The following is a 19,726-nucleotide window of genomic DNA, read 5'->3' on the forward strand; positions in this document are numbered from 1 at the left end:
TGCTATCTTGTTCTTTATGTTTAATGATGATGTATTGGCATATCTAGAAGGTTTCCTTACCGAAGGAAGAAAACAGCGGTTTTTGGAAGTGCTCCAACAACGCACAAGATATGTAACCGTTGCCATTGAAGATGTATATCAACTACATAATACCAGCGCGGTGATTAGAAGCTGTGATGCTTTTGGTATTCAAGACGTACATATAGTAGAGGATAGGTTTGGGAAACGATTGGATAAAAATATTGCGATGGGTGCGGAGCAATGGGTAGATGTAAGCCGATATTCCACTACTTCTGAATGTATTACCACCCTGAAAGATAAGGGTTATGAAATTATTGCAACTACACCACACCATGATTCGATTCCACTCTCTGATTTCACTCTCAATACAAAGACTGCTTTGTTTTTTGGAACCGAAAAAGAGGGATTGAGTGAAGAGGTCATTCAAAAAGCGGATAGATTTTTAAAAATTCCGATGGTCGGTTTTTCGGAGAGCTTGAATGTCTCTGTTTCGGCGGCCATTATCATCCGAGAGGTCATGGAAAAACTGAAAAAGGCCAAAATATCCTGGCAGATTTCAGATATTGAGATACTTGAAAAACGATTGGATTGGACTAAAAAATCAATCAAGGATGTGGAAAATATTATAAGCAGATATCTCAATACGTAAAGTTTTTGTACCTTGAGTTACAACCAAAATTAAAAACCGATGTATATTTTACTCTATCTTCTAGCAGGAATCGTATTGCTAATCCTAATTTTAGCTGCAATTGCACCAAAGTCATACAATGTTTCTAGGTCCATAGAAATTAAAAAATCAAAGGCTGTTGTTTTTGAGAATCTTAAGTATCTAAAAAATCAAGATGCCTGGTCTCCTTGGAACAAAAAAGACCCGAACATGAATAAAAAGTTTACGGGTACCGATGGTGAAGTTGGTGCCATAAGTTATTGGAACGGGAATAAAGATGTAGGGGAAGGAGAGCAAGAAATTACCAAAATTGTTGAAGGCGAGCGTGTTGAATCGCAATTACGGTTCTTGAAACCATGGAAATCCACTTCTAATGCCTACTTGACTGCAGAAGCAGTGGGAGATGAGACGACTAAAGTCACTTGGGGTTTCTCGGGAAAGAATAAATTTCCGTTCAGTATTTTTATGTTGTTCATGAATATGGACAAAGCCGTTGGTGGTGATTTTGAAGAAGGATTGGCCAGCTTAAAGGCCACTTTGGAAGAATAAACAAATCATTCCACCAATTCCAGCAGAGCAATATCAAAGTCATTTTCAAGAATGACCTTACCTTTGGTAACTACTACCTGGGTCTCGGAGTACGTATCATACAATTTGGTACCATCACCAAAAAAGCCTTTGACCCAAAGTGATTTTTTACCTTTTGGCAAATCCAGTCCAACGACCACTTTGTCCTTGAAATCACCATCTGTATACATTCTTGAGAATACATATGGTTTTTTACCCAATCTTTTATGTTTACCTGCTCCAACTGCTGGATGATTTCTTCTAAACTGTCCTAGCTTTTGCCAATGCTTATGGATTTTCTGGGTTTGAGGTAGGCTGTCCAAATCTTCCCAGTTCATAAATGAACGTAGTGTTGCATCTCCTTCGGTACCTTCTATAATGAGACTTCTAGAGGTTTCATCCCCATAATATACTTGAGATGCGCCAGGAGTCAATAATAACATATTCGCGGCATACATTGGACGCTTTCGTTCCTTATCAAAGGGATTACCATCATCATGGGACGTTAAATAATTGACTACACTTTTCCCTTTTAGTTTGTTGTTTAATAACTTGTTATATTTCTTAAAAACGGTTTCATAATCATTGTGGGCATCATTTTTTAACTCAAAATTGATGAGACTCTTGAAGCCGTGGTCAAAAAAGTCCACTTTTTTATCGCCAAAATCAAATTGTCGACCTCCAGAAATACCATAATTATATACTTCGCCGACCATGTAGAACGAATTGTTGTCCAAAACATAGTTTGGGTGCTTTTTCTTCCAGGTTTCAAATGCATAAGTGGCCTCTTTGTACAAATCTGCCCATGCGTCTTCATTGACATGTTTTACGGTATCTACCCTAAAACCATCAACTCCAAAATCGTTGATGTAATCGGTTAACCATTTGATAATATAATACCGTGGAGCCCTTGGATAACCTGTACGTTCAAAGAACAATTGAAGCTCGTCCAATTCTTGGCTGAGCCGTCCTTCTTCTTTCCATTTGGCCAAAAGCGCGTCTGGCAGCTCTACGGCATCATTGGATTCGGTCAAAATATCTGGAAGGTTTTGTACAAGCGTACATGCGGTCGTGTTCTCGTAATTGGAGAACTCACATGCTGGGCCAGTTCGTACCCATTCTTCGGGCCAAACAGGATCTTCTTCAGTAACCGGTCCAGTGTGGTTCAATACAACATCAAGAAGCACCCGAATACCTTTGGCATGAGCTGATTTGACCAATTTTTCCAAATCTTTTCGTGTTCCAAAGTTTGGGTCTATCGCTGTCCAATCTTTTGCCCAATACCCATGATACCCATAGGTGTTTCCCGTGCCTTCGTTCGTTGCACCATGAATTTGTTCCACAACGGGCGTAAACCAGATGGCATTTATTCCTAAGTCGGTAAAGTATCCTTCTTCTATTTTTTGCGTGATTCCTTGTATATCACCACCTTCAAAACCTCGTAGGACACCGGTTTCTTTGGTTCGGTCAAAATTGACATCGTTTTCAATGTTTCCATTATTAAAACGGTCGGTAAGCAGAAAATAGATATTGGCACCTTCCCAGACAAATGGAACTTTCTTTTCAGGCACTTGTTTCTCAACTACTTTTGTCTCTTTTTTTGCCTTTTTTACAACTTCTTTGCATCCAATAAGAAAAGAAAATAGGGACATAACGAAAAGTAGTTTTTTCATTTTTTGGGATTTTAGCTAAAACTATAAAATGAAAGCGGAAATATAAAATTTATTTACCTCAAGTATTTTGGCAAAATCAGTGTGGGGAATGCTATTATCTTCTATTCAATACTTTATACTCTTCATAGCAGCTAGATATTGCATCTAAAATTTGTAAATCGTTGGCCGTAGTGATAAAAGATTTGGAATAATTGCAGTTATTCAAAATGTCCTGTATATCCACTTTTTCAATTTGAAGCAGTTCTGTAAGGGTTTCCCTGTCAAATTTTGAAGCCAATAAGTTTCGTATATCTTCATCTTCCTTCATCTGCCGTAGCTTTCGCATTTGCTTTGGTTTTTTTCCAAAAAGATTGCGCAACAGATCGGCCGGATTCAGAATGGCACCCAATACTTTTGTGACCGCACTTGGGTTCTTACTACCTCCTTCATAACTTCGCTGTAGTCCAGATATACTATATTGATATGCATTGTTAACAGGGAGGTTTTTCACATCTATTTCGAGGTAACCCGTCAATTGGTAAGGTCTAACGATAACTTCTTCTAGGGCGTAGGCCAGTTCAGTAAGCGCTATTTCGGTACCCTCAAACTTGAACATATCGTTGGTTACCCTTACTTTTTGCGATTTAAAACCTAAAAAAGAAAGATATAATGTATCATTTACAGCGGCACGAAGTGTGAATTTTCCTTTTTGGTCCGTAATGGTACCAACCACTTTATTGAGGTTGATAACATGAACGCTTTCCATAGGGAAACTTGATTGTGCATTGATTACGGTTGCAGTCAATTCACCCTCAATAGAGGTGTCTTCCTCATTTTGAGCTAAACAAAAAAATGAAATGAAGGAAAAAAAAATAAGTAAAACTTTTCTCATGCAATTTATGTAGTCATAAAAGTACTAAACAAAGAAAAATAAACATGTCTTCCTTATCATTTAATATAGAATTAACTAATAAAAGCCAGAACGTTTTTTACCACCTTTACCGCTTCTTTTGCCAGAATTGTTTTTTCTACCTCCTTTATAAGACTTATTGTCACCGCCTTTTCTATGGCCTCGGTTTCTATCGCGTTTTTTTCCACCTCTTCCCGAACCTCCAGGGTTCTTGGATACTTCTACATTGATAAAACGACCATCTACCTTAAATTCAGTAAAGGTTTGTAGTACATGTTCGGTAACCTTGGCATCAGTATTAAAAAAGGAAAAACTATCCTTGGTGTCTACATTGAAAACTTCTTCTTTTTCTAAGTTCAAGGTGTCACGCAAAAAGTCTTTTAAGGCCATCCAATCATAACCATCCCGTTCCCCTACGTTGATAAAGTAACGCACGGATCCATTGGAAGGCACACCATCTTTTCCATTTTTGTTTCTTTCGCCACGATTTCCGCCGTCATCAGAGGAGTTTAAATCTCTTGTCTTACTGTAATAATTATAGAAACGTGTAAACTCTACCGATATGATTTTCTTAATGAGTTCGTCCCTGTCTATGCCTTCCAATACGTCATTGATTGCAGGTAGGTAGTGGTCTATCTCGGTATTGACTTTTGTCTCCTTGATATTATTTGCCAAATGGTACAGTTGTATCTCGCAAATTTCTATACCCGATGGAATTTTCTTGGATAAAAAGTCCTGTTTGATTTTATTCTCAATGGCCTTTATCTTTCTCATTTCGGAACGTGTCACGATGACCATGGAAATCCCGGATTTTCCTGCACGCCCTGTTCGTCCACTTCTATGCGTGTAGGTCTCTATCTCATCGGGTAGCTGGTAATTGATAACGTGGGTAATGTCATCCACGTCTATCCCACGGGCGGCAACATCCGTTGCTACGAGCATTTGGACTTGTTTTTTCCTGAAGGAATTCATGACAAGGTCACGCTGATTTTGACTCAAATCTCCATGCAACGCTCCCGCATTATAACCATCTTCAATAAGTTTTTCGGCAACTTTTTGTGTATCTCTTTTAGTTCTACAGAATATTACTGAAAAAATTCCTGGGTTTGCATCCGCTAGACGTTTCAGTGCGGGATAACGATCACGTCCACCAACCACATAATATTCATGCTGAACCGTAGAGGCACCTGCATTTTTTGTACCAACCGTAATTTCTTGGGGTTTGTGCATGAATTTTTTTGCAATGACCGAAACCTCTTTCGGCATAGTTGCAGAAAATAACCAGGTTAATTTCTCTTGGGGCGTATTGGACAGAATATCCTTTATATCTTCAAAAAAGCCCATGTTCAGCATTTCATCGGCCTCATCTAATACACAATAGTCAATTTTAGAAATATCGACCATTCTTCTGCCGATCATGTCTTTCATTCGGCCAGGTGTGGCAACAATAATCTGTGCACCACGCTTTATCTGTCTGGCTTGATCCGAGATACTGGCACCACCATAAATAGCTACGGTATTGAGACCTTTAACGTACTTTGAATATAGTTTTAGTTCGTTCGTTATCTGTAAGCAAAGCTCACGGGTAGGAGAGAGGATAAGTCCTTGCGTAGTCCTACTTTCCGATTGTATTTTTTGAATCATGGGAAAACCGAAAGCTGCGGTTTTTCCTGTTCCTGTCTGTGCCAATGCGACCAGATCAGTGTCTTGTTCCAATAAGATTGGAATTGCTTTTTCCTGTACTTCTGAGGGGGATTCAAATCCAAGATCGGAAATAGCATCCAAAAGGGGTTTGTCCAACCCCAAGGCTTCAAATTTTGTCATTTTGGTAAATACCTTAAATCGCAAATATGTTGTGTTGTACAGAGCGATTTCTTTTTACCATTGTAAGCCCTTCACAACACCATGCCCATACCGGCGGCGTTAATAAAGGCGCAAAGGTACATTAATTAGTTCAGTTGGGAGCTATTGCTCTATTTTTTCAAAAAAAGCCATCAATTTGCGTATGGCTCTGCCTCTGTGGCTAATAGCATTCTTAATTTCTGGCGACATTTCGCCAAAGGTTACTTCATGGCCTTCCGGTTTAAATATTGGGTCGTATCCAAAGCCTCCTGTTCCATATTTCTTTTTGGTGATGTTTCCTTCTACGATGCCATCAAAAGAATAGCTTTCATTTTTTAAATTAAGATGTACTACTGTTTTAAAATGGGCTGCTCGATTGTTAGTGCTTTCCATTTCGCGCAATACCTTAGCTATATTATCCGGAGTGCTTTTTTGTGTTCCGGCGTAGCGTGCTGAGTATACTCCTGGAGCACCATGTAAGGCATCAATCAAAAGACCAGTGTCATCGGAAAAGCAGTTTAATCCAAAAGTCGAAGTAACATAATCCGCTTTTATCTTGGCATTTTCTTCCAATGTCTTCCCTGTTTCGGGAATTTCCTCTAAACAACCAATGTCCGTTAAGGATAGTAGCTCAACGAAAGACGGAAGCAGTTCGCGAACTTCCTCCAATTTATGTTGATTATGTGTGGCAAAAACGATTTTCAAAGTATGAATGATTTAAAGCGTTGCTAAAAGTAGTAATTTCGAAATATTAGTTGCTTAAATATGAAATTGAAAGTATTGCCGCCTTTAGTCTTGTTGGTTTTTGGAGGTTTAATGTATCTATTGTACAGGTTTCTGCCTGTAGGTCATTTTGACTTTTTTGGACGAGAACAACTTGCAATTTTTTTGTGCTCTCTTGCTGTACTAATTATGCTGATAGCGTTACTTCAGTTTTTAAAGGTGAAAACTGCAACCAATCCTATTAATTTGACCAAAAGCAGTAGTTTGGTAACTAACGGGATTTTTAAGTATACGAGGAACCCTATGTATTTGGCAATGCTACTTGTACTGATTGCCTTTGGATTAAAACTTGGGAATGCTTTCAACACACTTTTGGCTGCTGGCTTTGTGTACTATATGAACCATTTTCAGATAAAACGTGAAGAAAAAGCACTTACCGAGTTGTTTGGAAAACGGTACAAAGTATATTGTAAGGAAACAAGACGATGGTTTTGACACTAAAAACCGTTGAATCATAATTTTATGTAGGTTTTTAGAACATTTTGAGGACTATTTTTGATATATCCGTATTTGTAAATGGTTTTTTATAACTTCCAATTTTAGGGATGAAATTAATGTTTAAATTTAGCCCTTAATTTTTGGAAAAATCATGGTGGAAGTGGGACGAAAGTACGTTTTTGATTTTGATAGTACCCTTACAACGGTTGAAGCACTGGATGTGCTGGCAGAGATGACCTTACAGGGTAAATCAAACAAAGAAGAGATTATACAAGAAATACAGAACATCACCAATTTAGGTATTGATGGGGATATTTCCTTTACCGAATCTCTGGAGAAAAGGATACAGCTCTTGAATGCCCATAAAGATGATCTTGGTGGCTTGGTGGAAGAACTTCGTCACAAAATTTCAAAGTCCATTGCGTCAAATAAAGAGTTCTTTCAGAAATTCTCGGAAGACATTTACGTGATTTCCTGTGGTTTCAAAGAGTTTATAGATCCAATTGTCCAAGAATATAATATTCCATCGGAACGTGTTTATGCAAATACGTTTAGGTTTGATGACAACGGGAACATTGTTGGTTTTGACGAGTCAAACGTGCTTGCTTCGCATAATGGAAAGATTGAGTGCCTTAAAAACCTTGATTTGGATGGTGAAGTACAGGTAATCGGTGACGGCTACAGTGATTATGTTATGCGGGAAGCGGGCATAGCGGATAAGTTTTTTGCCTACACGGAGAACGTACATCGCGAGAAAGCAGCAAACAACGCGGACCATGTAACTCCCAATCTTGATGAATTTCTTTATGTAAATGATTTACCAAGAAATATTTCGTACCCCAAAAATAGGATCAAGATTCTTTTGTTGGAAAATGTGCATCCAGATGCCTTTAAAAACTTATCCGAAGATGGTTTTTCGGTAGAATTGGTGAAACACAGCCTTCCGGAAGAAGAACTCATTGAAAAAATTAAAGGAGTGCATGTGCTTGGGATTCGTTCCAAGACACAGGTAACCCAAAAAGTACTTGATGCAGCGGATAAATTACTGGTAGTAGGTGCTTTTTGTATTGGTACTACCCAAATTGATTTAACGTATAGCAAAGAGAAGGGCGTAGTTGTTTTTAATGCTCCCTACAGTAATACGCGTTCCGTTGTTGAGTTGGCAATAGGACAGATCATAATGCTCATGCGAAACGTTTTTACGCGCAGCACAGAAATCCATAACGGAGAATGGAACAAAACGGCAATCAATTCAAGAGAAGTAAGAGGTAAGAACCTGGGGATTGTAGGTTACGGTAATATTGGAAAACAACTATCCGTTTTAGCGGAGGCAATTGGGATGCGAGTGTATTACTACGATGTAGCTGATAAATTGGCTTTGGGAAATGCTATTAAATGTGGTTCCCTGGAAGAATTGCTTACTGTTTCTGATGTGGTGACATTACATATAGACGATAATAAAGCCAATAAAGATTTCATAGGGCAAAATGAAATCGATACAATGAAGGACGGTGCAATGTTGATCAATCTTTCTAGAGGTTTTGTTGTAGATATTGATGCACTTTCCAAAGCATTGGCGAGTGGTAAACTAGCTGGGGCAGCCATAGATGTATATCCAGAAGAACCCCGAAGTAATGGAGATTTTAAAACGGCATTACAGGGATTTTCCAACGTAATATTAACGCCCCATGTTGGTGGTAGTACCGAAGAGGCACAACGGGATATTGCGGATTTTGTACCCAATAAGATTATGGATTACATCAACTCTGGGAATACGGTAGATGCTGTAAACTTTCCCAATATAAGATTGCCCAAACAGAACAACGCACATCGTTTTCTTCACATTCATAAGAACGTACCCGGGATTATGGCCAAAATCAATGAGGTTTTGGCAAAATATCAAATGAACATTACTGGACAATACCTGTCCACTGACGATAAGGTTGGGTATGTTATCACTGACTTGGACAAAGAATATAACAAAGAAGTGGTCAAAGCACTTAAAAATGTGGAAAATACTATAAAGTTTAGGGTATTGTATTAATGGGGAAACGCTCCATCCATAAAGTTGCTTTTCACATTCGTAAAACCTAGATTTCACAACATTTATATTTAAAAACTTTTTTTAAGGAGTACATTGTAATCAAATTCTTACCAAGGAAGATTTTTGATTGGATGGGCATTAAAAAGTTAAAACTATTTAAGAAGGGCTTTAGAGCATACTACCTTTTGGTAATATCCATTGTGTTGTTGACCATCGCAATACAGACCATGACCCAATATTCCCTAAGCAAGCAAAGATCTACGGCACTAGTGGTAAACTTGGCAGGTAGACAACGAATGCTAAGTCAGCGCTTGCTCAACGAATTGTATTCCTGTAGGTATCACAGCTGTGATTACGCCGAAATGAAACTGACTTTGACCAAGCTGTACCAAATGAACGAATTTCTCCAAAAGGGTAACACAGGTTTTAAGTTAGAACCTTTAGAAGACGAAGCTATTTTAGAGGAGTTTAGAAAATTGGACCCGCATATAGAATGGCTGTATAGCGAATTGGAAAATTTTCAGAATTACAAACATGTTTCGTTCAATGACGTAAGATATCGGGTTGATCGGTTTCTTGTTATAATGGATGGAATTGTAAATCAGTTTCAGAAGAAAGCCGAAAAAGACATTAGGACCATGATGATTATTGAAATGGAACTTGCCATCTTTTCAATTGTTATCATTCTCTTCGAGATATTTTTTATAGTAAACCCCATTATCAATAGAATACTTGATCAAAAGAAGAAACTTTCAGAAATAGCGTGGCATCAATCCCATGTCTTCAGTTCCCACATGAAAAACATAGCCGACCTGCAATATGTGCTTAAAGTTGAAAAAAATCCCGAACGTCAAAAAGAGATTTATGGCTTTATTGATGAAGAATTGAATCATCTAAAGAAGGTGTCCCAAAGTATGGTAAAATCCTTGGAAGAAACTACCGAAGAACCGAAACCACATCACATCGTTATAAAAAAGGTGGAGAACTTTCTGGAAAAGCATAAACTTATGGGTATGGACAAATCACTTATTGATGATGATACGGCTCATTCCGTAAAATCGTAAACCCCCTGTATAGCTGTTCAACTACAAACAAACGAACCATTTGGTGTGAAAAGGTCATTTTGGAAAGGCTCATTTTTGCATTACATCGCTGATATATTTTTTCGCTGAACCCATAAGGTCCGCCAATTACCATAATAAGGTTTTTTATTCCGCTGTTCATTTTTTTCTGGAGGAATGTAGAAAATTCAATCGATGAAAATTGCTTTCCTTTTTCGTCCAATAGGATTAAAGTGTCACTGGGCTTACAATGCCTAAGAATCAATTCTCCTTCTTTTTCTTTTTGTTGAGTTTCAGAAAGGTTTTTACTGTTCTTGATATCGGGAATGATGACCAACTCAAATTTTATGTAGTGTTTCAATCGCTCTTTGTAGATAGCGATAAGGTTGGAAAGTTCGCGACTATCTGTTTTTCCTATGGCAATTAAGGTAATCTGCATCATCAAAAATAATTTTTTATGGTCAAACTATACTAATTGACCTTAGATGTAACTAATGTTTTTATTATTTTCGTCAAAACCCCTATGGATGATTACCCAAGATCAATTCCAAAAAGAGATACAATACATTATAGAGAATGCCATTCGTGAGGATGTAGGTGACGGAGATCATAGCTCTTTGGCCTGTATACCCGATACTGCTACTGGCAAGGCAAAACTATTGGTGAAAGATAAAGGCATTATTGCTGGTATAGCCTTTGCCAAGCAAGTATTTGAATATGTAGATTCAAATTTAGTGGTGGAAACCCATATTTCAGATGGTATGCAAGTGGAGCATGGGGATATAGCTTTTTATGTATCCGGTAGTTCCCAAAGCATATTGAAGGCCGAACGTTTGGTTTTGAATGCAATGCAACGAATGAGCGCAATAGCGACCAAGACCAAGAGTTACGTTCAGCTTTTGGAGGGAACCAATACCAAGATTTTGGACACCCGTAAAACAACGCCTGGAATACGGGCCCTTGAAAAATGGGCGGTAAAAATTGGTGGTGGAGAAAATCACAGATTTGCGCTGTATGATATGATCATGTTGAAAGATAATCATATCGACTTTGCCGGGGGCATTGCAGAGGCGATACACAAAACAAAACAATACCTTCAGGACACTAACAGAAATCTAAAGATCATTGTAGAGGCAAGAAACCTTGATGAGGTAGAAGAAATACTAAAATCAGGGGGAGTATATAGAATCCTATTGGATAATTTTGATTATGATGATACTCGAAAAGCAGTCACATTAATAGGGGATACTTGTCTAACCGAATCTTCTGGCGGAATCAACGAAAATACACTGAGGCGATATGCAGAATGTGGGGTTGATTATATTTCCTCAGGTGCCTTGACCCATTCTGTCCATAATATGGATTTAAGCTTAAAAGCAGTATAACACGAATGACCATAGAAGAACGTCTTGAAAAAATACCTTTGGTCAAATGGCTCGTCCGTTTCTTAAAAAGTATAAAATTAAAAGCCTTTGAAGGATTATCCCTTTACGATTTGTTGGAAATGTACGTGCTGGGAATTGTTAAGGGAACATTATCTTCAAGAGCCAGCTCTATCGCATTCAGTTTATTTATGGCATTGTTTCCCCTATTGATTTTTTTGGTTACACTTTTACCTTTCATTATTCCCTATGTAAGCGTGGGCAATGAAAATTTTGATGCTCAGTTCCTTTTGTATTTGGAAGCCTTTTTGCCATCTGCGACCAGTGACTACTTTGGCGAGATATACCAGCAGATCAAAAATCAAAAGCGTGGCGGTTTATTGTCCTCCACTTTTTTGATTTCTATTTTTTTGGTCGCCAATGGCGTAAATGCAATATTTGGAGGTTTTGAAAATTCGTACCATGTAGAGCTTACCCGAAACTTTCTGCGTCAATATGCCTATGCACTTATGGTTGGTCTGTTACTATCTATTCTGCTTGTTATCGGAGCAGTAGCTTTTGTCTATTTTGAGTTCTATGTTTTAGAATATACGAGTGAATACTTAGGAAAGCGATTGGGTTATACTGTTGAACAAGGAGATAATTTGCTCATACAGGTTGCCAAAATTATTTTCTTTTTGTTACTTTCTTATCTTACTACGGCCATTCTGTATTACTTTGGCACAGCGGAAGGCAGAAAGGCAAAGTTCTTTTCTGCAGGTGCGTTAATGACCACGTTATTGTTTATACTCACATCCTATCTTTTTGGAGTATATGTGGAAAAATTTGCACGGTACAATGAGTTTTATGGAGCATTGGGAGGTTTATTGATTTTAATGGTGTTCATTTGGTTGAACTCCAACATTTTATTATTGGGGTTCGAATTGAATGCAACCCTTAATTCACTAAGGAAAAAACATGAGAGACAGCGTAAGGTTACGTAATTTTTTAATAGCTATTTTTTTATTGATGCTTCATGCATCTTGGTCCCAAACGGTATTTGGGAAATGGAAAACAGTAGATGATAGAAATGGAAACACCAAAGCAATCGTAAAAATATATGAAGAAAACGGTCTTTTACAGGCCAAGATTCTTAAAATCTTGGAAAAGGGAAAAGAGAACGCGGTTTGCATAAAATGTAAGGGAGAGTTAAAGGATAAACCCATTGTTGGCATGAAGATCATGGATGACTTCAAGAAAAATAGCAAGGGTGAATATAAAGGAGATAGACTTTTTGACCCAGAACAAGCTATGACCTTTAGGGGAAAGGTCTGGTTGGACCCAAAGAACAAGAACAGGTTAAAAGTACGGGGATATTTGGCATTTTTGTACAGAACCCAGACTTGGCATAGGGTTCTGGATGAATAAATAGCGTATGCATTATTTTTTAGATGTTGTATTGCCCATTCCTTTGGAGAGGCTCTTTACCTACAGTATTTCTAAGGCTGAAGCAGATTTTTTACAAGTGGGCATGCGTGTCGCGGTACCGTTCGGTAAATCCAAAATCTATACAGCGGTAGCGTATAACATCCATAATAATGCACCAACAGCGTATGATGCCAAAGAAATCTATCAGATATTGGATGAGGCACCCTTGGTGAATGCATATCAGTTAAAACATTGGGAGTGGATTGCAAAATACTACATGTGCACTTTGGGAGAAGTCGTCCGAAGCGCATTGCCAAGTGCCTTTCTGTTAGAAAGTGAAACCTTGATATTGCCCAATAAAAACAATACCGTTAACGACCTTGAACTAAAAGACGACGAATTTCTGGTCTACGAAGCGCTCCAGCATCAAACTGCCTTAAAAATAGGAGAGATAAGCAGTATTGTCGACAAGAAAAACGTATTGCCCCTAGTGAATAGATTGGTTCAAAAAGGAGTAGTGCTTCAGAAAGAAGAACTTTATGAGCAATACAGACCAAAACTGGTTCGCTACGTAAAATTAGCGGAAGCCTATAGCAGTGAAGAAAAGCTTGAAGAGTTGTTGCATACAATCGCTAGGGCCAAAAAACAAAGTCAGGTAGTGCTTTCTTTCTTTCAACTACAAGCAAGAACAAAAAAGCCAATATCCATTACTGACTTGGAAAAAGAGAGCGGTGGTTCCAAAGCTGTCATAAAAGCACTTATTGATAAATCTATCTTAGAAGAATACTTCATTAGAACCGATAGGATAGTACATACCTCAGAAAAGAGTAGAAAGACCATTACTTTGAACCCTTATCAAACAGAGGCGTTTGAAGCGATTAATTTTAATTTTACAAATAAAAAACCAGTTCTACTGCATGGGGTTACCTCCTCGGGCAAGACAGAGGTTTATATCAAACTTATTGAGCAATATATACAAGAAGGGAAGCAATCGCTCTATTTGCTCCCAGAAATTGCATTGACTTCCCAACTCATTAATAGACTTCGGGATTATTTTGGTGAAAAGGTGGCGATATATCATTCGAAATATAGCATTCAAGAACGGGTAGAAGTCTGGAACAATGTATTGGAAAATAAAGAAAAGGCACAGATTGTAATAGGGGCAAGGTCTTCGTTGTTTTTGCCATTTTCTAATTTAGGACTAATTGTGGTAGACGAGGAACACGAGAGCTCTTTTAAGCAATTTGACCCCAATCCAAGATACCATGCCCGTGATGCGGCCTTGGTTCTGGCAGCATATCATAATGCCAATTGTATACTGGGTTCCGCAACTCCAAGTATAGAAAGCATGGATAATGTTAAGAAAGGAAAGTATGGTTATGCCCATATTCAATATAGATACGGAGATGTGGTCATGCCAGATATTACCTTGGTAGATATTAAAGAAGCCACAAGGAAGAAACGGATGAAAGGACATTTTTCCGAAACCTTGTTCAATGCTATCACGGAAACGTTGGAAGAAGGAGAGCAGGTCATCTTGTTTCAGAACCGTAGAGGTTTTGCACCTATTGTGGAATGTACCACTTGTGGAAACGTTCCACAATGCCCTAATTGCGACGTTAGTTTAACCTTCCACAAGCATAGAAACCAGCTGCGTTGCCATTATTGTGGGTATCACATGGCTTTACAGCTAAGTTGCCTAGCCTGTGGAAATGTAACTTTGGACATGAAGGGATTGGGTACGGAACAGATTCAGGAAGAGTTACAGGAATTTTTCCCCGAAAGCACCATTGGTAGGATGGATTTGGATACCACTCGAGGAAAATATGCCTATGAAAAAATAATCACTGCTTTTGAGCAACAAGAGATGGATATTCTTGTAGGTACGCAAATGGTAACAAAGGGGTTGGATTTTAGAAATGTAAGTCTGGTCGGTATTATGAATGCTGACTCATTGCTTAACTTCCCCGATTATCGCGCACATGAAAGGAGTTTTCAGCTATTGACCCAAGTAGCAGGTAGGGCAGGTAGGACAAAGAAAAGGGGGAAGGTGCTTATACAGACCTACAACCCCTACCATCAAATATTACAGCAGGTAACCACCAATAATTATGATAAAATGTTCGATGAACAATATTACGAACGCGAACAGTTTAAGTATCCTCCCTTGGCACGAATTATTAAGCTCACTTTAAAGGATAAGGACTATAACAAACTTAATGAAGCTTCGGAATGGTTTGCAAGCTCATTACAGAACGTGCTGTTGGGCCATCAGGTTTTAGGGCCTGAATATCCACCCGTTGCTAGAATACGAAGAGACTATCTTAAAAGTATCCTGATAAAGGCCAATCGGAAACAATCAATTGCACAAACAAAAAATAGCATTAAAAGAATAGAAAAATCTTTTAATGCTATTTCTAAGTATAAAAGTGTGAGACTCGTCTACAATGTAGACCACATATAATTATACGTTGGCAAGTGCCTCTGCCAATTCTGTTTTTTTGTTCCTGCTCAAAGGAATCTGTCTACCCCCAACCTCAACATTTTTACTGTTGAACTTTTCTATTTTTTCCAGATTCACGATGTAGGATTTGTGTATTCGTAGAAACTTTTCAGCTGGTAATTGTTGCTCAAAAGATTTCATGGTAGAAAGAATGACGATATTGGCTTCATCCGTTACCAATTTAATATAATCGCCAAGTGCTTCGATCCACTTAATATCATTAAGGATAACCTTTCTTTTCTTTAAGTTACTTTTTACGAAGATGTGTTCTTCGTCTTCATCAACTCTGTTCATTTGCTCATATTTTGCAACCGCTCTTTTAACGGAAGATTCAAAACGAGCTAGAGTAATAGGTTTGTGTAGATAATCTGTCACATCATAATCAAAAGCTTTCAGTGCGTAATCTGGCTTTCCTGTGATCAAAATTACTTGTGGAGGATTCTCTAAAGCCTCTAAAAGGTCGAAACCACTAATGATTGGCATTTCAACATCCAGAAAGATTAAATCGATGTCGTGGTTTTTAAGGCCGTTCTTGGCTTCGATTGCGTTGCTGTATTCGGCTACTAGGGCAAGGTGCGGGTGACTGTTCACCAATTTGGCTACAGCCATGCGTTGCATTGAGGAGTCGTCTACAATTATACTTTTTAATTTCATAGAATGGGGTGATTTGTAGGGTTTTAAATCATCGGCAAATTACATAAAAAAGACGTTCAACAGCAACAAAAGATGTAAACATGGTCTATTTTGTTGTGTATATTGTCATATACGTTACGTAAGCTTGATTGGTTCATTTATGTTAATAACTCTCAATATTTAAACGAAGTTTTTTGGCTTTTCTTGTGGGGTGAAGTAATTATTACTAATTTTGCACTCCTAAAAAAATATAATAAATATGAACCATTACGAAACTGTTTTCATTTTGAATCCCGTTCTGTCTGAAACACAGATAGAGGAAACAGTTAAGAAATTTGAAGATTTCTTAATTAAGAATGGTGGCAAAATGGTCTCCAAAGAGAATTGGGGACTTAAAAAATTGGCCTATCCCATTCAGCACAAAAAAAGTGGTTTTTACCACTTATTCGAATTTACCGTTCCCGGTGAAGTAATTTCTCCTTACGAGCTAGAATTTAGAAGAGATGAGCGTATTATGCGTTTCCTAACTGTAAAGTTGGACAAGCACGCTATTTCTTGGGCAGAAAGAAGAAGAACTAAATTAAAAGCAAAGGCATAGGGTTATGGCATCTATAGAACAACAAGCAAAATCGAAAAAAGATGGGGAAATCAGGTATTTGACCCCTCTTAACATTGAAACGAACAAACAAAAGAAATACTGTAGGTTCAAAAAATCTGGAATCAAGTATATTGACTACAAAGATCCAGATTTCTTAATGAAATTGGTTAACGAACAAGGTAAACTGTTACCAAGAAGGTTAACGGGAACTTCGTTAAAGTACCAAAGAAAAGTGGCTCAAGCTGTTAAACGTGCACGTCACCTAGCCTTAATGCCGTATGTTGGCGATATGTTGAAATAAAATATACTGAAGAATGGAACTTATTCTAAAAAAAGATATACAGGATTTAGGCTTTAAGGACGATGTTGTAACGGTAAAGAACGGTTACGGAAGAAATTACCTTATACCTAAAGGATTGGCTGACTTGGCAACACCTTCTGCAAAGAAAGTTTTAGCGGAAAATTTAAAGCAAAGGGCCCATAAAGAAAAGAAAGTAATCGATGAAGCCAATAAAAAGGCAGAAGCATTGAAACAATTGGAAATTCGTATTCCTGCAAAAGTAGGCGCCGGTGATAAATTGTTTGGTTCGGTTAATAATATTGATTTAGCAGCTGCATTGGACAAAGCTGGCCAAGAAGTTGATAGAAAATTTATTAGTATCAAAGGTGGAACTATCAAAAGAGTTGGACCTTACAATGCACAAATTAGATTGCACAGAGAAGTCATTGTAGATTTTCCTTTTGAAGTGATTGCAGAATCAAAGTAAAAATTTGTTTTTACTTTAAACTTGTTAAGAGCTATGCATTGCATAGCTCTTTTTTTGTCTCGTGTTATGAGTGTTTTAGGATTAATACCTTTCCTTATAGGTATATCTATACATATGCTGGAATAGTTTAAAAAACTTCGAAAAAGCATGGACTCTTTTTGATTGTGTGAAAAATCCGTCAATTGAAATGCCCCAACCATAAAACCATCCTAGCCATACATCAAACCATCACTTTTATACCACTGTTAAATTGTACTATTGGATTTTATCCAACCAAGATTGTACAAAGTATTACTTCTATTAATTCTTCTTTGCTGTTTCGGGATTTGTTTTTCCCAACAGATTACTATCGATAAAATCGGTAAAAATGGACTTTTCAATTATTCGGGCGGAATATCGACAAATACGGTTTTTTATAATGGTACTGCAAACCGACAAAACCTGACCTATATGCTATCTGGTAACGTCAATGTGAGTATTGCTGATGTTTACAATGTGCCATTGTCCTTTGTGTATTCCAACCAAGAGTTCAGTACGCCCAATCCGTTCAATTTTAACAGACTTAGCCTAAGCCCATCCTATAAATGGATTACGCTTCACGTTGGTAGTGCCAACTTATCCTTCAGTCCATATACCCTTAACAATCATCAATTTGATGGGTTTGGATTGGAATTGGCACCGAACGGACCTTTTAAAATCGCCATGATGTACGGTCGGTTCCTAAAGGCGACCGAGTACGATCCAGAAACCCCAAATGCTCTGGTAGCGTATAAGCGAATTGGTTATGGACTGAATGTTTCATACAAATTTGAGAAAGTTTTGTTGGGGCTATCTGCTTTTAAGGCCAGAGACCGGGAAAATTCACTTCAAAATGCGGTTCCTTTTGAATTGGGTGTTGTTCCTGCCGATAATATGGTGGTTTCATTGAACTCGGAAGTAAGCCTTTGGGACAAGGTACAGTTCCAATTTGAATATGCGATATCGAGCATTACAGAAAATGTACGGTTGAACGAAAAACGGAATCGGCCCGGTTTCTTTTCCTTTTTAATGGATGAGAATGTCAGTACCCAATACCACCAGGCATTCAATGCATCGGTAAACTACCCAACGGGCAATGGTTCGTTGGGCCTGGGCTATGAACGTGTTGACCCAAACTATAGAACTTTTGGCGCTTATTTCTTTAACAACGATCTCGAAAATATTACCGTAAACGGAAACCAGACCATCTTTAACAATACACTGAATGTTGGGGTGAATGTAGGGTTACAGCGCGATAATCTGGATAACACTAAGGTAGCCGAGATGAAACGGTTGGTGAGTGCGTTGAATCTTAGCTACACGGCTTCGGAAAAATTGAATCTCAATGGTTCCTATTCCAATTTTCAATCCTTTACCAATGTGCGCGACCAGTTCGATTATATCAATCAGGCCAACGAGTTTGAAACGCTCGATACCTTAAACTATCGTCAGATTTCACAGAATGCCAATCTGGGTATCAATTATAACTTCCAACAATCGGAAGAAAAACGAAAAGGCCTCAACGTTAACCTGTTGTACCAGCAATCCAAAAATGAACAGGAAAGACAGGAAGCGACCGGTGGAGACAACGCTTTTTACAACGGGTCAGTGGCACTTTCCTTGGGGTATCCCAAACGTGATCTGGTCATCACCCCGGCAACAAATGTATCGTACAACACGATCGGTATATCTGAAATTCAATGGATTTTGGGTCCAACTCTGGGAATTACCAAACAATTCCTTGAGAAAAAGCTTCGGACCAATTTTTCGACCTCCTACAATGCAACAATAGTCTCTGAAACGTCTACAAAGTCAAATTTCAACTTTCGACTTGGAGGTAATTATGCTCCAGCAGAAAACCATATGGTGCGCTGCAACATGATTTCACTGTTGCGAAATGGAACGGGAAACAATCAAGCTGATGTGACCGTGACCATGGGCTACACCTACAGCTTTTCCAATAAAAAACAAAGAAAGGATAATCGGGGCAATCCTGTAACCAATGTTGGTAAAGGGCAATTGCTTTTTCGCCACCAAGGTACGGTATACAGGGGCAGTCCTTTACAAATCGGGGCACAATTGACCAATCTCTGGGAGACCAAAAAAGCTGAAATCAGCAATGTTGACCACCGTGAAGCCCTGCTCGAACTGTTACGAGAGGCGAATTTGGAAGAGGACCACGAGCTTTTTGAGATCAAGGCAATCGCTTTTTTGGATGCTCTTGCCCAATATACCCAGACCAAAGAACAGAACGAAAAATGATGTTACTATGGAAAACAACAGAATAGTTTTACAAAAATGGCGAATCGCCATAAGTTTAGCACTACTGGCGCTTTTTGGTGCCATGTACGGTAATGCCCAATCGTTTCCTGTACATGTTACGGTCCAGACCTTGGGCGCCTCGCCCTCACAACTCTCTACATTTGCCGATGC

Annotated in this window: 19 protein-coding genes; 13 read left to right on the top strand and 6 right to left on the bottom strand. The window is 38.4% G+C overall.

Going from position 1 to position 19,726, the window contains the following annotated elements; genetic code table 11:
- Window positions 1-16: 16 nt before the first annotated feature.
- On the top strand, window positions 17-670 hold the full coding sequence (locus KIM67_RS15660) for an RNA methyltransferase (RefSeq protein ID WP_213832496.1): 654 nt from the start codon (window positions 17-19) through the stop codon (window positions 668-670).
- A 39-nt stretch (window positions 671-709) separates the two neighbouring features.
- A complete protein-coding gene (locus KIM67_RS15665) occupies window positions 710-1,237 on the top strand; it encodes an SRPBCC family protein (RefSeq protein ID WP_213832497.1) in 528 nt (175 codons plus the stop codon).
- Window positions 1,238-1,242: 5 nt separating this feature from the next.
- Here KIM67_RS15665 and KIM67_RS15670 read toward each other — a convergent pair whose 3' ends face one another.
- From KIM67_RS15670 to KIM67_RS15685, 4 genes are all read right to left on the bottom strand, one after another.
- Window positions 1,243-2,928 carry an alpha-amylase family glycosyl hydrolase gene (locus KIM67_RS15670; RefSeq protein ID WP_213832498.1) on the bottom strand — a complete coding sequence of 562 codons (1,686 nt, stop codon included), beginning with the start codon at window positions 2,926-2,928 and terminating at the stop codon, window positions 1,243-1,245.
- A 94-nt stretch (window positions 2,929-3,022) separates the two neighbouring features.
- Window positions 3,023-3,799 (bottom strand): carboxypeptidase-like regulatory domain-containing protein, encoded by a 777-nt coding sequence (locus tag KIM67_RS15675; RefSeq protein WP_213832499.1) that lies wholly within the window; start codon window positions 3,797-3,799, stop codon window positions 3,023-3,025.
- Window positions 3,800-3,874: 75 nt separating this feature from the next.
- Window positions 3,875-5,641 (bottom strand): DEAD/DEAH box helicase, encoded by a 1,767-nt coding sequence (locus tag KIM67_RS15680; protein WP_213832500.1) that lies wholly within the window; start codon window positions 5,639-5,641, stop codon window positions 3,875-3,877.
- A gap of 141 nt (window positions 5,642-5,782) precedes the next feature.
- Window positions 5,783-6,364: a non-canonical purine NTP diphosphatase gene (locus tag KIM67_RS15685; protein ID WP_213832501.1), complete on the bottom strand. Its 582-nt coding sequence runs from the start codon at window positions 6,362-6,364 to the stop codon at window positions 5,783-5,785.
- Window positions 6,365-6,424: 60 nt separating this feature from the next.
- Here KIM67_RS15685 and KIM67_RS15690 point away from each other — a divergent pair, with 60 nt between their 5' ends.
- The 3 genes from KIM67_RS15690 to KIM67_RS15700 all read left to right on the top strand — a co-directional run bounded on the left by KIM67_RS15690 (window position 6,425) and on the right by KIM67_RS15700 (window position 9,988).
- Window positions 6,425-6,877, top strand: coding sequence for an isoprenylcysteine carboxylmethyltransferase family protein (locus KIM67_RS15690; RefSeq protein ID WP_213832502.1), 453 nt, complete (start codon window positions 6,425-6,427; stop codon window positions 6,875-6,877).
- A 154-nt stretch (window positions 6,878-7,031) separates the two neighbouring features.
- Window positions 7,032-8,924 (top strand): phosphoglycerate dehydrogenase, encoded by a 1,893-nt coding sequence (gene serA / locus KIM67_RS15695; RefSeq protein WP_213832503.1) that lies wholly within the window; start codon window positions 7,032-7,034, stop codon window positions 8,922-8,924.
- A 131-nt stretch (window positions 8,925-9,055) separates the two neighbouring features.
- A complete protein-coding gene (locus KIM67_RS15700) occupies window positions 9,056-9,988 on the top strand; it encodes a type IV pili methyl-accepting chemotaxis transducer N-terminal domain-containing protein (RefSeq protein ID WP_213832504.1) in 933 nt (310 codons plus the stop codon).
- On the opposite strand, the gene rlmH is transcribed toward KIM67_RS15700, so the two are convergent.
- On the bottom strand, window positions 9,951-10,424 hold the full coding sequence (rlmH, locus tag KIM67_RS15705) for a 23S rRNA (pseudouridine(1915)-N(3))-methyltransferase RlmH (RefSeq protein ID WP_213832513.1): 474 nt from the start codon (window positions 10,422-10,424) through the stop codon (window positions 9,951-9,953). The two genes, KIM67_RS15700 and rlmH, sit on opposite strands and share 38 nt — an antisense overlap.
- 88 nt (window positions 10,425-10,512) lie before the next feature.
- Here rlmH and nadC point away from each other — a divergent pair, with 88 nt between their 5' ends.
- Genes nadC through priA form a run of 4 tightly spaced genes read left to right on the top strand, consistent with a single transcriptional unit; the run spans window position 10,513 to window position 15,238 of the window.
- Entirely contained in the window at window positions 10,513-11,370 is an 858-nt protein-coding gene (gene nadC, locus KIM67_RS15710; protein ID WP_213832505.1) for a carboxylating nicotinate-nucleotide diphosphorylase, read from the top strand.
- Window positions 11,371-11,375: 5 nt separating this feature from the next.
- Window positions 11,376-12,350 (top strand): YihY/virulence factor BrkB family protein, encoded by a 975-nt coding sequence (locus KIM67_RS15715; protein WP_213832506.1) that lies wholly within the window; start codon window positions 11,376-11,378, stop codon window positions 12,348-12,350.
- On the top strand, window positions 12,325-12,774 hold the full coding sequence (locus KIM67_RS15720) for a DUF2147 domain-containing protein (protein ID WP_213832507.1): 450 nt from the start codon (window positions 12,325-12,327) through the stop codon (window positions 12,772-12,774). Before KIM67_RS15715 ends, KIM67_RS15720 begins: the two co-directional genes overlap by 26 nt.
- Window positions 12,775-12,781: 7 nt before the next feature.
- Window positions 12,782-15,238, top strand: a complete 2,457-nt coding sequence (gene priA, locus KIM67_RS15725) for a primosomal protein N' (protein WP_213832508.1) — start codon at window positions 12,782-12,784, stop codon at window positions 15,236-15,238.
- Here priA and KIM67_RS15730 read toward each other — a convergent pair whose 3' ends face one another.
- Window positions 15,239-15,931 (bottom strand): LytTR family DNA-binding domain-containing protein, encoded by a 693-nt coding sequence (locus KIM67_RS15730; protein ID WP_163418593.1) that lies wholly within the window; start codon window positions 15,929-15,931, stop codon window positions 15,239-15,241. It lies immediately after the preceding gene.
- 238 nt (window positions 15,932-16,169) lie between these two features.
- On the opposite strand from KIM67_RS15730, the gene rpsF reads away from it, so the two are divergent.
- The 4 genes from rpsF to KIM67_RS15750 all read left to right on the top strand — a co-directional run bounded on the left by rpsF (window position 16,170) and on the right by KIM67_RS15750 (window position 19,555).
- The gene (rpsF, locus tag KIM67_RS15735) at window positions 16,170-16,508 is read left to right on the top strand and encodes a 30S ribosomal protein S6 (protein WP_055392374.1); all 339 of its coding nucleotides are present in this window, start codon (window positions 16,170-16,172) and stop codon (window positions 16,506-16,508) included.
- Window positions 16,509-16,512: 4 nt separating this feature from the next.
- Window positions 16,513-16,809, top strand: a complete 297-nt coding sequence (rpsR, locus tag KIM67_RS15740; protein WP_055392375.1) for a 30S ribosomal protein S18 — start codon at window positions 16,513-16,515, stop codon at window positions 16,807-16,809.
- 13 nt (window positions 16,810-16,822) lie between these two features.
- Window positions 16,823-17,275: a 50S ribosomal protein L9 gene (rplI, locus tag KIM67_RS15745; RefSeq protein ID WP_213832509.1), complete on the top strand. Its 453-nt coding sequence runs from the start codon at window positions 16,823-16,825 to the stop codon at window positions 17,273-17,275.
- Between the two features lie 258 nt (window positions 17,276-17,533).
- Window positions 17,534-19,555, top strand: a complete 2,022-nt coding sequence (locus KIM67_RS15750; protein ID WP_213832510.1) for a hypothetical protein — start codon at window positions 17,534-17,536, stop codon at window positions 19,553-19,555.
- The last annotated feature ends 171 nt before the right edge of the window (window positions 19,556-19,726 follow it).

Source organism: Flagellimonas sp. 389 (genome assembly GCF_018449435.1).
Lineage (GTDB): Bacteria > Bacteroidota > Bacteroidia > Flavobacteriales > Flavobacteriaceae > Flagellimonas.

Bases quoted from the DNA above. Each gene is read 5' to 3' on its own strand.
- KIM67_RS15660 (WP_213832496.1), top strand. From the start codon at position 17: ATGTTTAATGATGATGTATTGGCATATCTAGAAGGTTTCCTTACCGAA.
- KIM67_RS15665 (WP_213832497.1), top strand. From the start codon at position 710: ATGTATATTTTACTCTATCTTCTAGCAGGAATCGTATTGCTAATCCTA.
- KIM67_RS15670 (WP_213832498.1), bottom strand. From the start codon at position 2,928: ATGAAAAAACTACTTTTCGTTATGTCCCTATTTTCTTTTCTTATTGGA.
- KIM67_RS15675 (WP_213832499.1), bottom strand. From the start codon at position 3,799: ATGAGAAAAGTTTTACTTATTTTTTTTTCCTTCATTTCATTTTTTTGT.
- KIM67_RS15680 (WP_213832500.1), bottom strand. From the start codon at position 5,641: ATGACAAAATTTGAAGCCTTGGGGTTGGACAAACCCCTTTTGGATGCT.
- KIM67_RS15690 (WP_213832502.1), top strand. From the start codon at position 6,425: ATGAAATTGAAAGTATTGCCGCCTTTAGTCTTGTTGGTTTTTGGAGGT.
- serA (WP_213832503.1), top strand. From the start codon at position 7,032: ATGGTGGAAGTGGGACGAAAGTACGTTTTTGATTTTGATAGTACCCTT.
- KIM67_RS15700 (WP_213832504.1), top strand. From the start codon at position 9,056: ATGGGCATTAAAAAGTTAAAACTATTTAAGAAGGGCTTTAGAGCATAC.
- rlmH (WP_213832513.1), bottom strand. From the start codon at position 10,424: ATGCAGATTACCTTAATTGCCATAGGAAAAACAGATAGTCGCGAACTT.
- nadC (WP_213832505.1), top strand. From the start codon at position 10,513: ATGATTACCCAAGATCAATTCCAAAAAGAGATACAATACATTATAGAG.
- KIM67_RS15715 (WP_213832506.1), top strand. From the start codon at position 11,376: ATGACCATAGAAGAACGTCTTGAAAAAATACCTTTGGTCAAATGGCTC.
- KIM67_RS15720 (WP_213832507.1), top strand. From the start codon at position 12,325: ATGAGAGACAGCGTAAGGTTACGTAATTTTTTAATAGCTATTTTTTTA.
- priA (WP_213832508.1), top strand. From the start codon at position 12,782: ATGCATTATTTTTTAGATGTTGTATTGCCCATTCCTTTGGAGAGGCTC.
- KIM67_RS15730 (WP_163418593.1), bottom strand. From the start codon at position 15,931: ATGAAATTAAAAAGTATAATTGTAGACGACTCCTCAATGCAACGCATG.
- rpsF (WP_055392374.1), top strand. From the start codon at position 16,170: ATGAACCATTACGAAACTGTTTTCATTTTGAATCCCGTTCTGTCTGAA.
- rpsR (WP_055392375.1), top strand. From the start codon at position 16,513: ATGGCATCTATAGAACAACAAGCAAAATCGAAAAAAGATGGGGAAATC.
- rplI (WP_213832509.1), top strand. From the start codon at position 16,823: ATGGAACTTATTCTAAAAAAAGATATACAGGATTTAGGCTTTAAGGAC.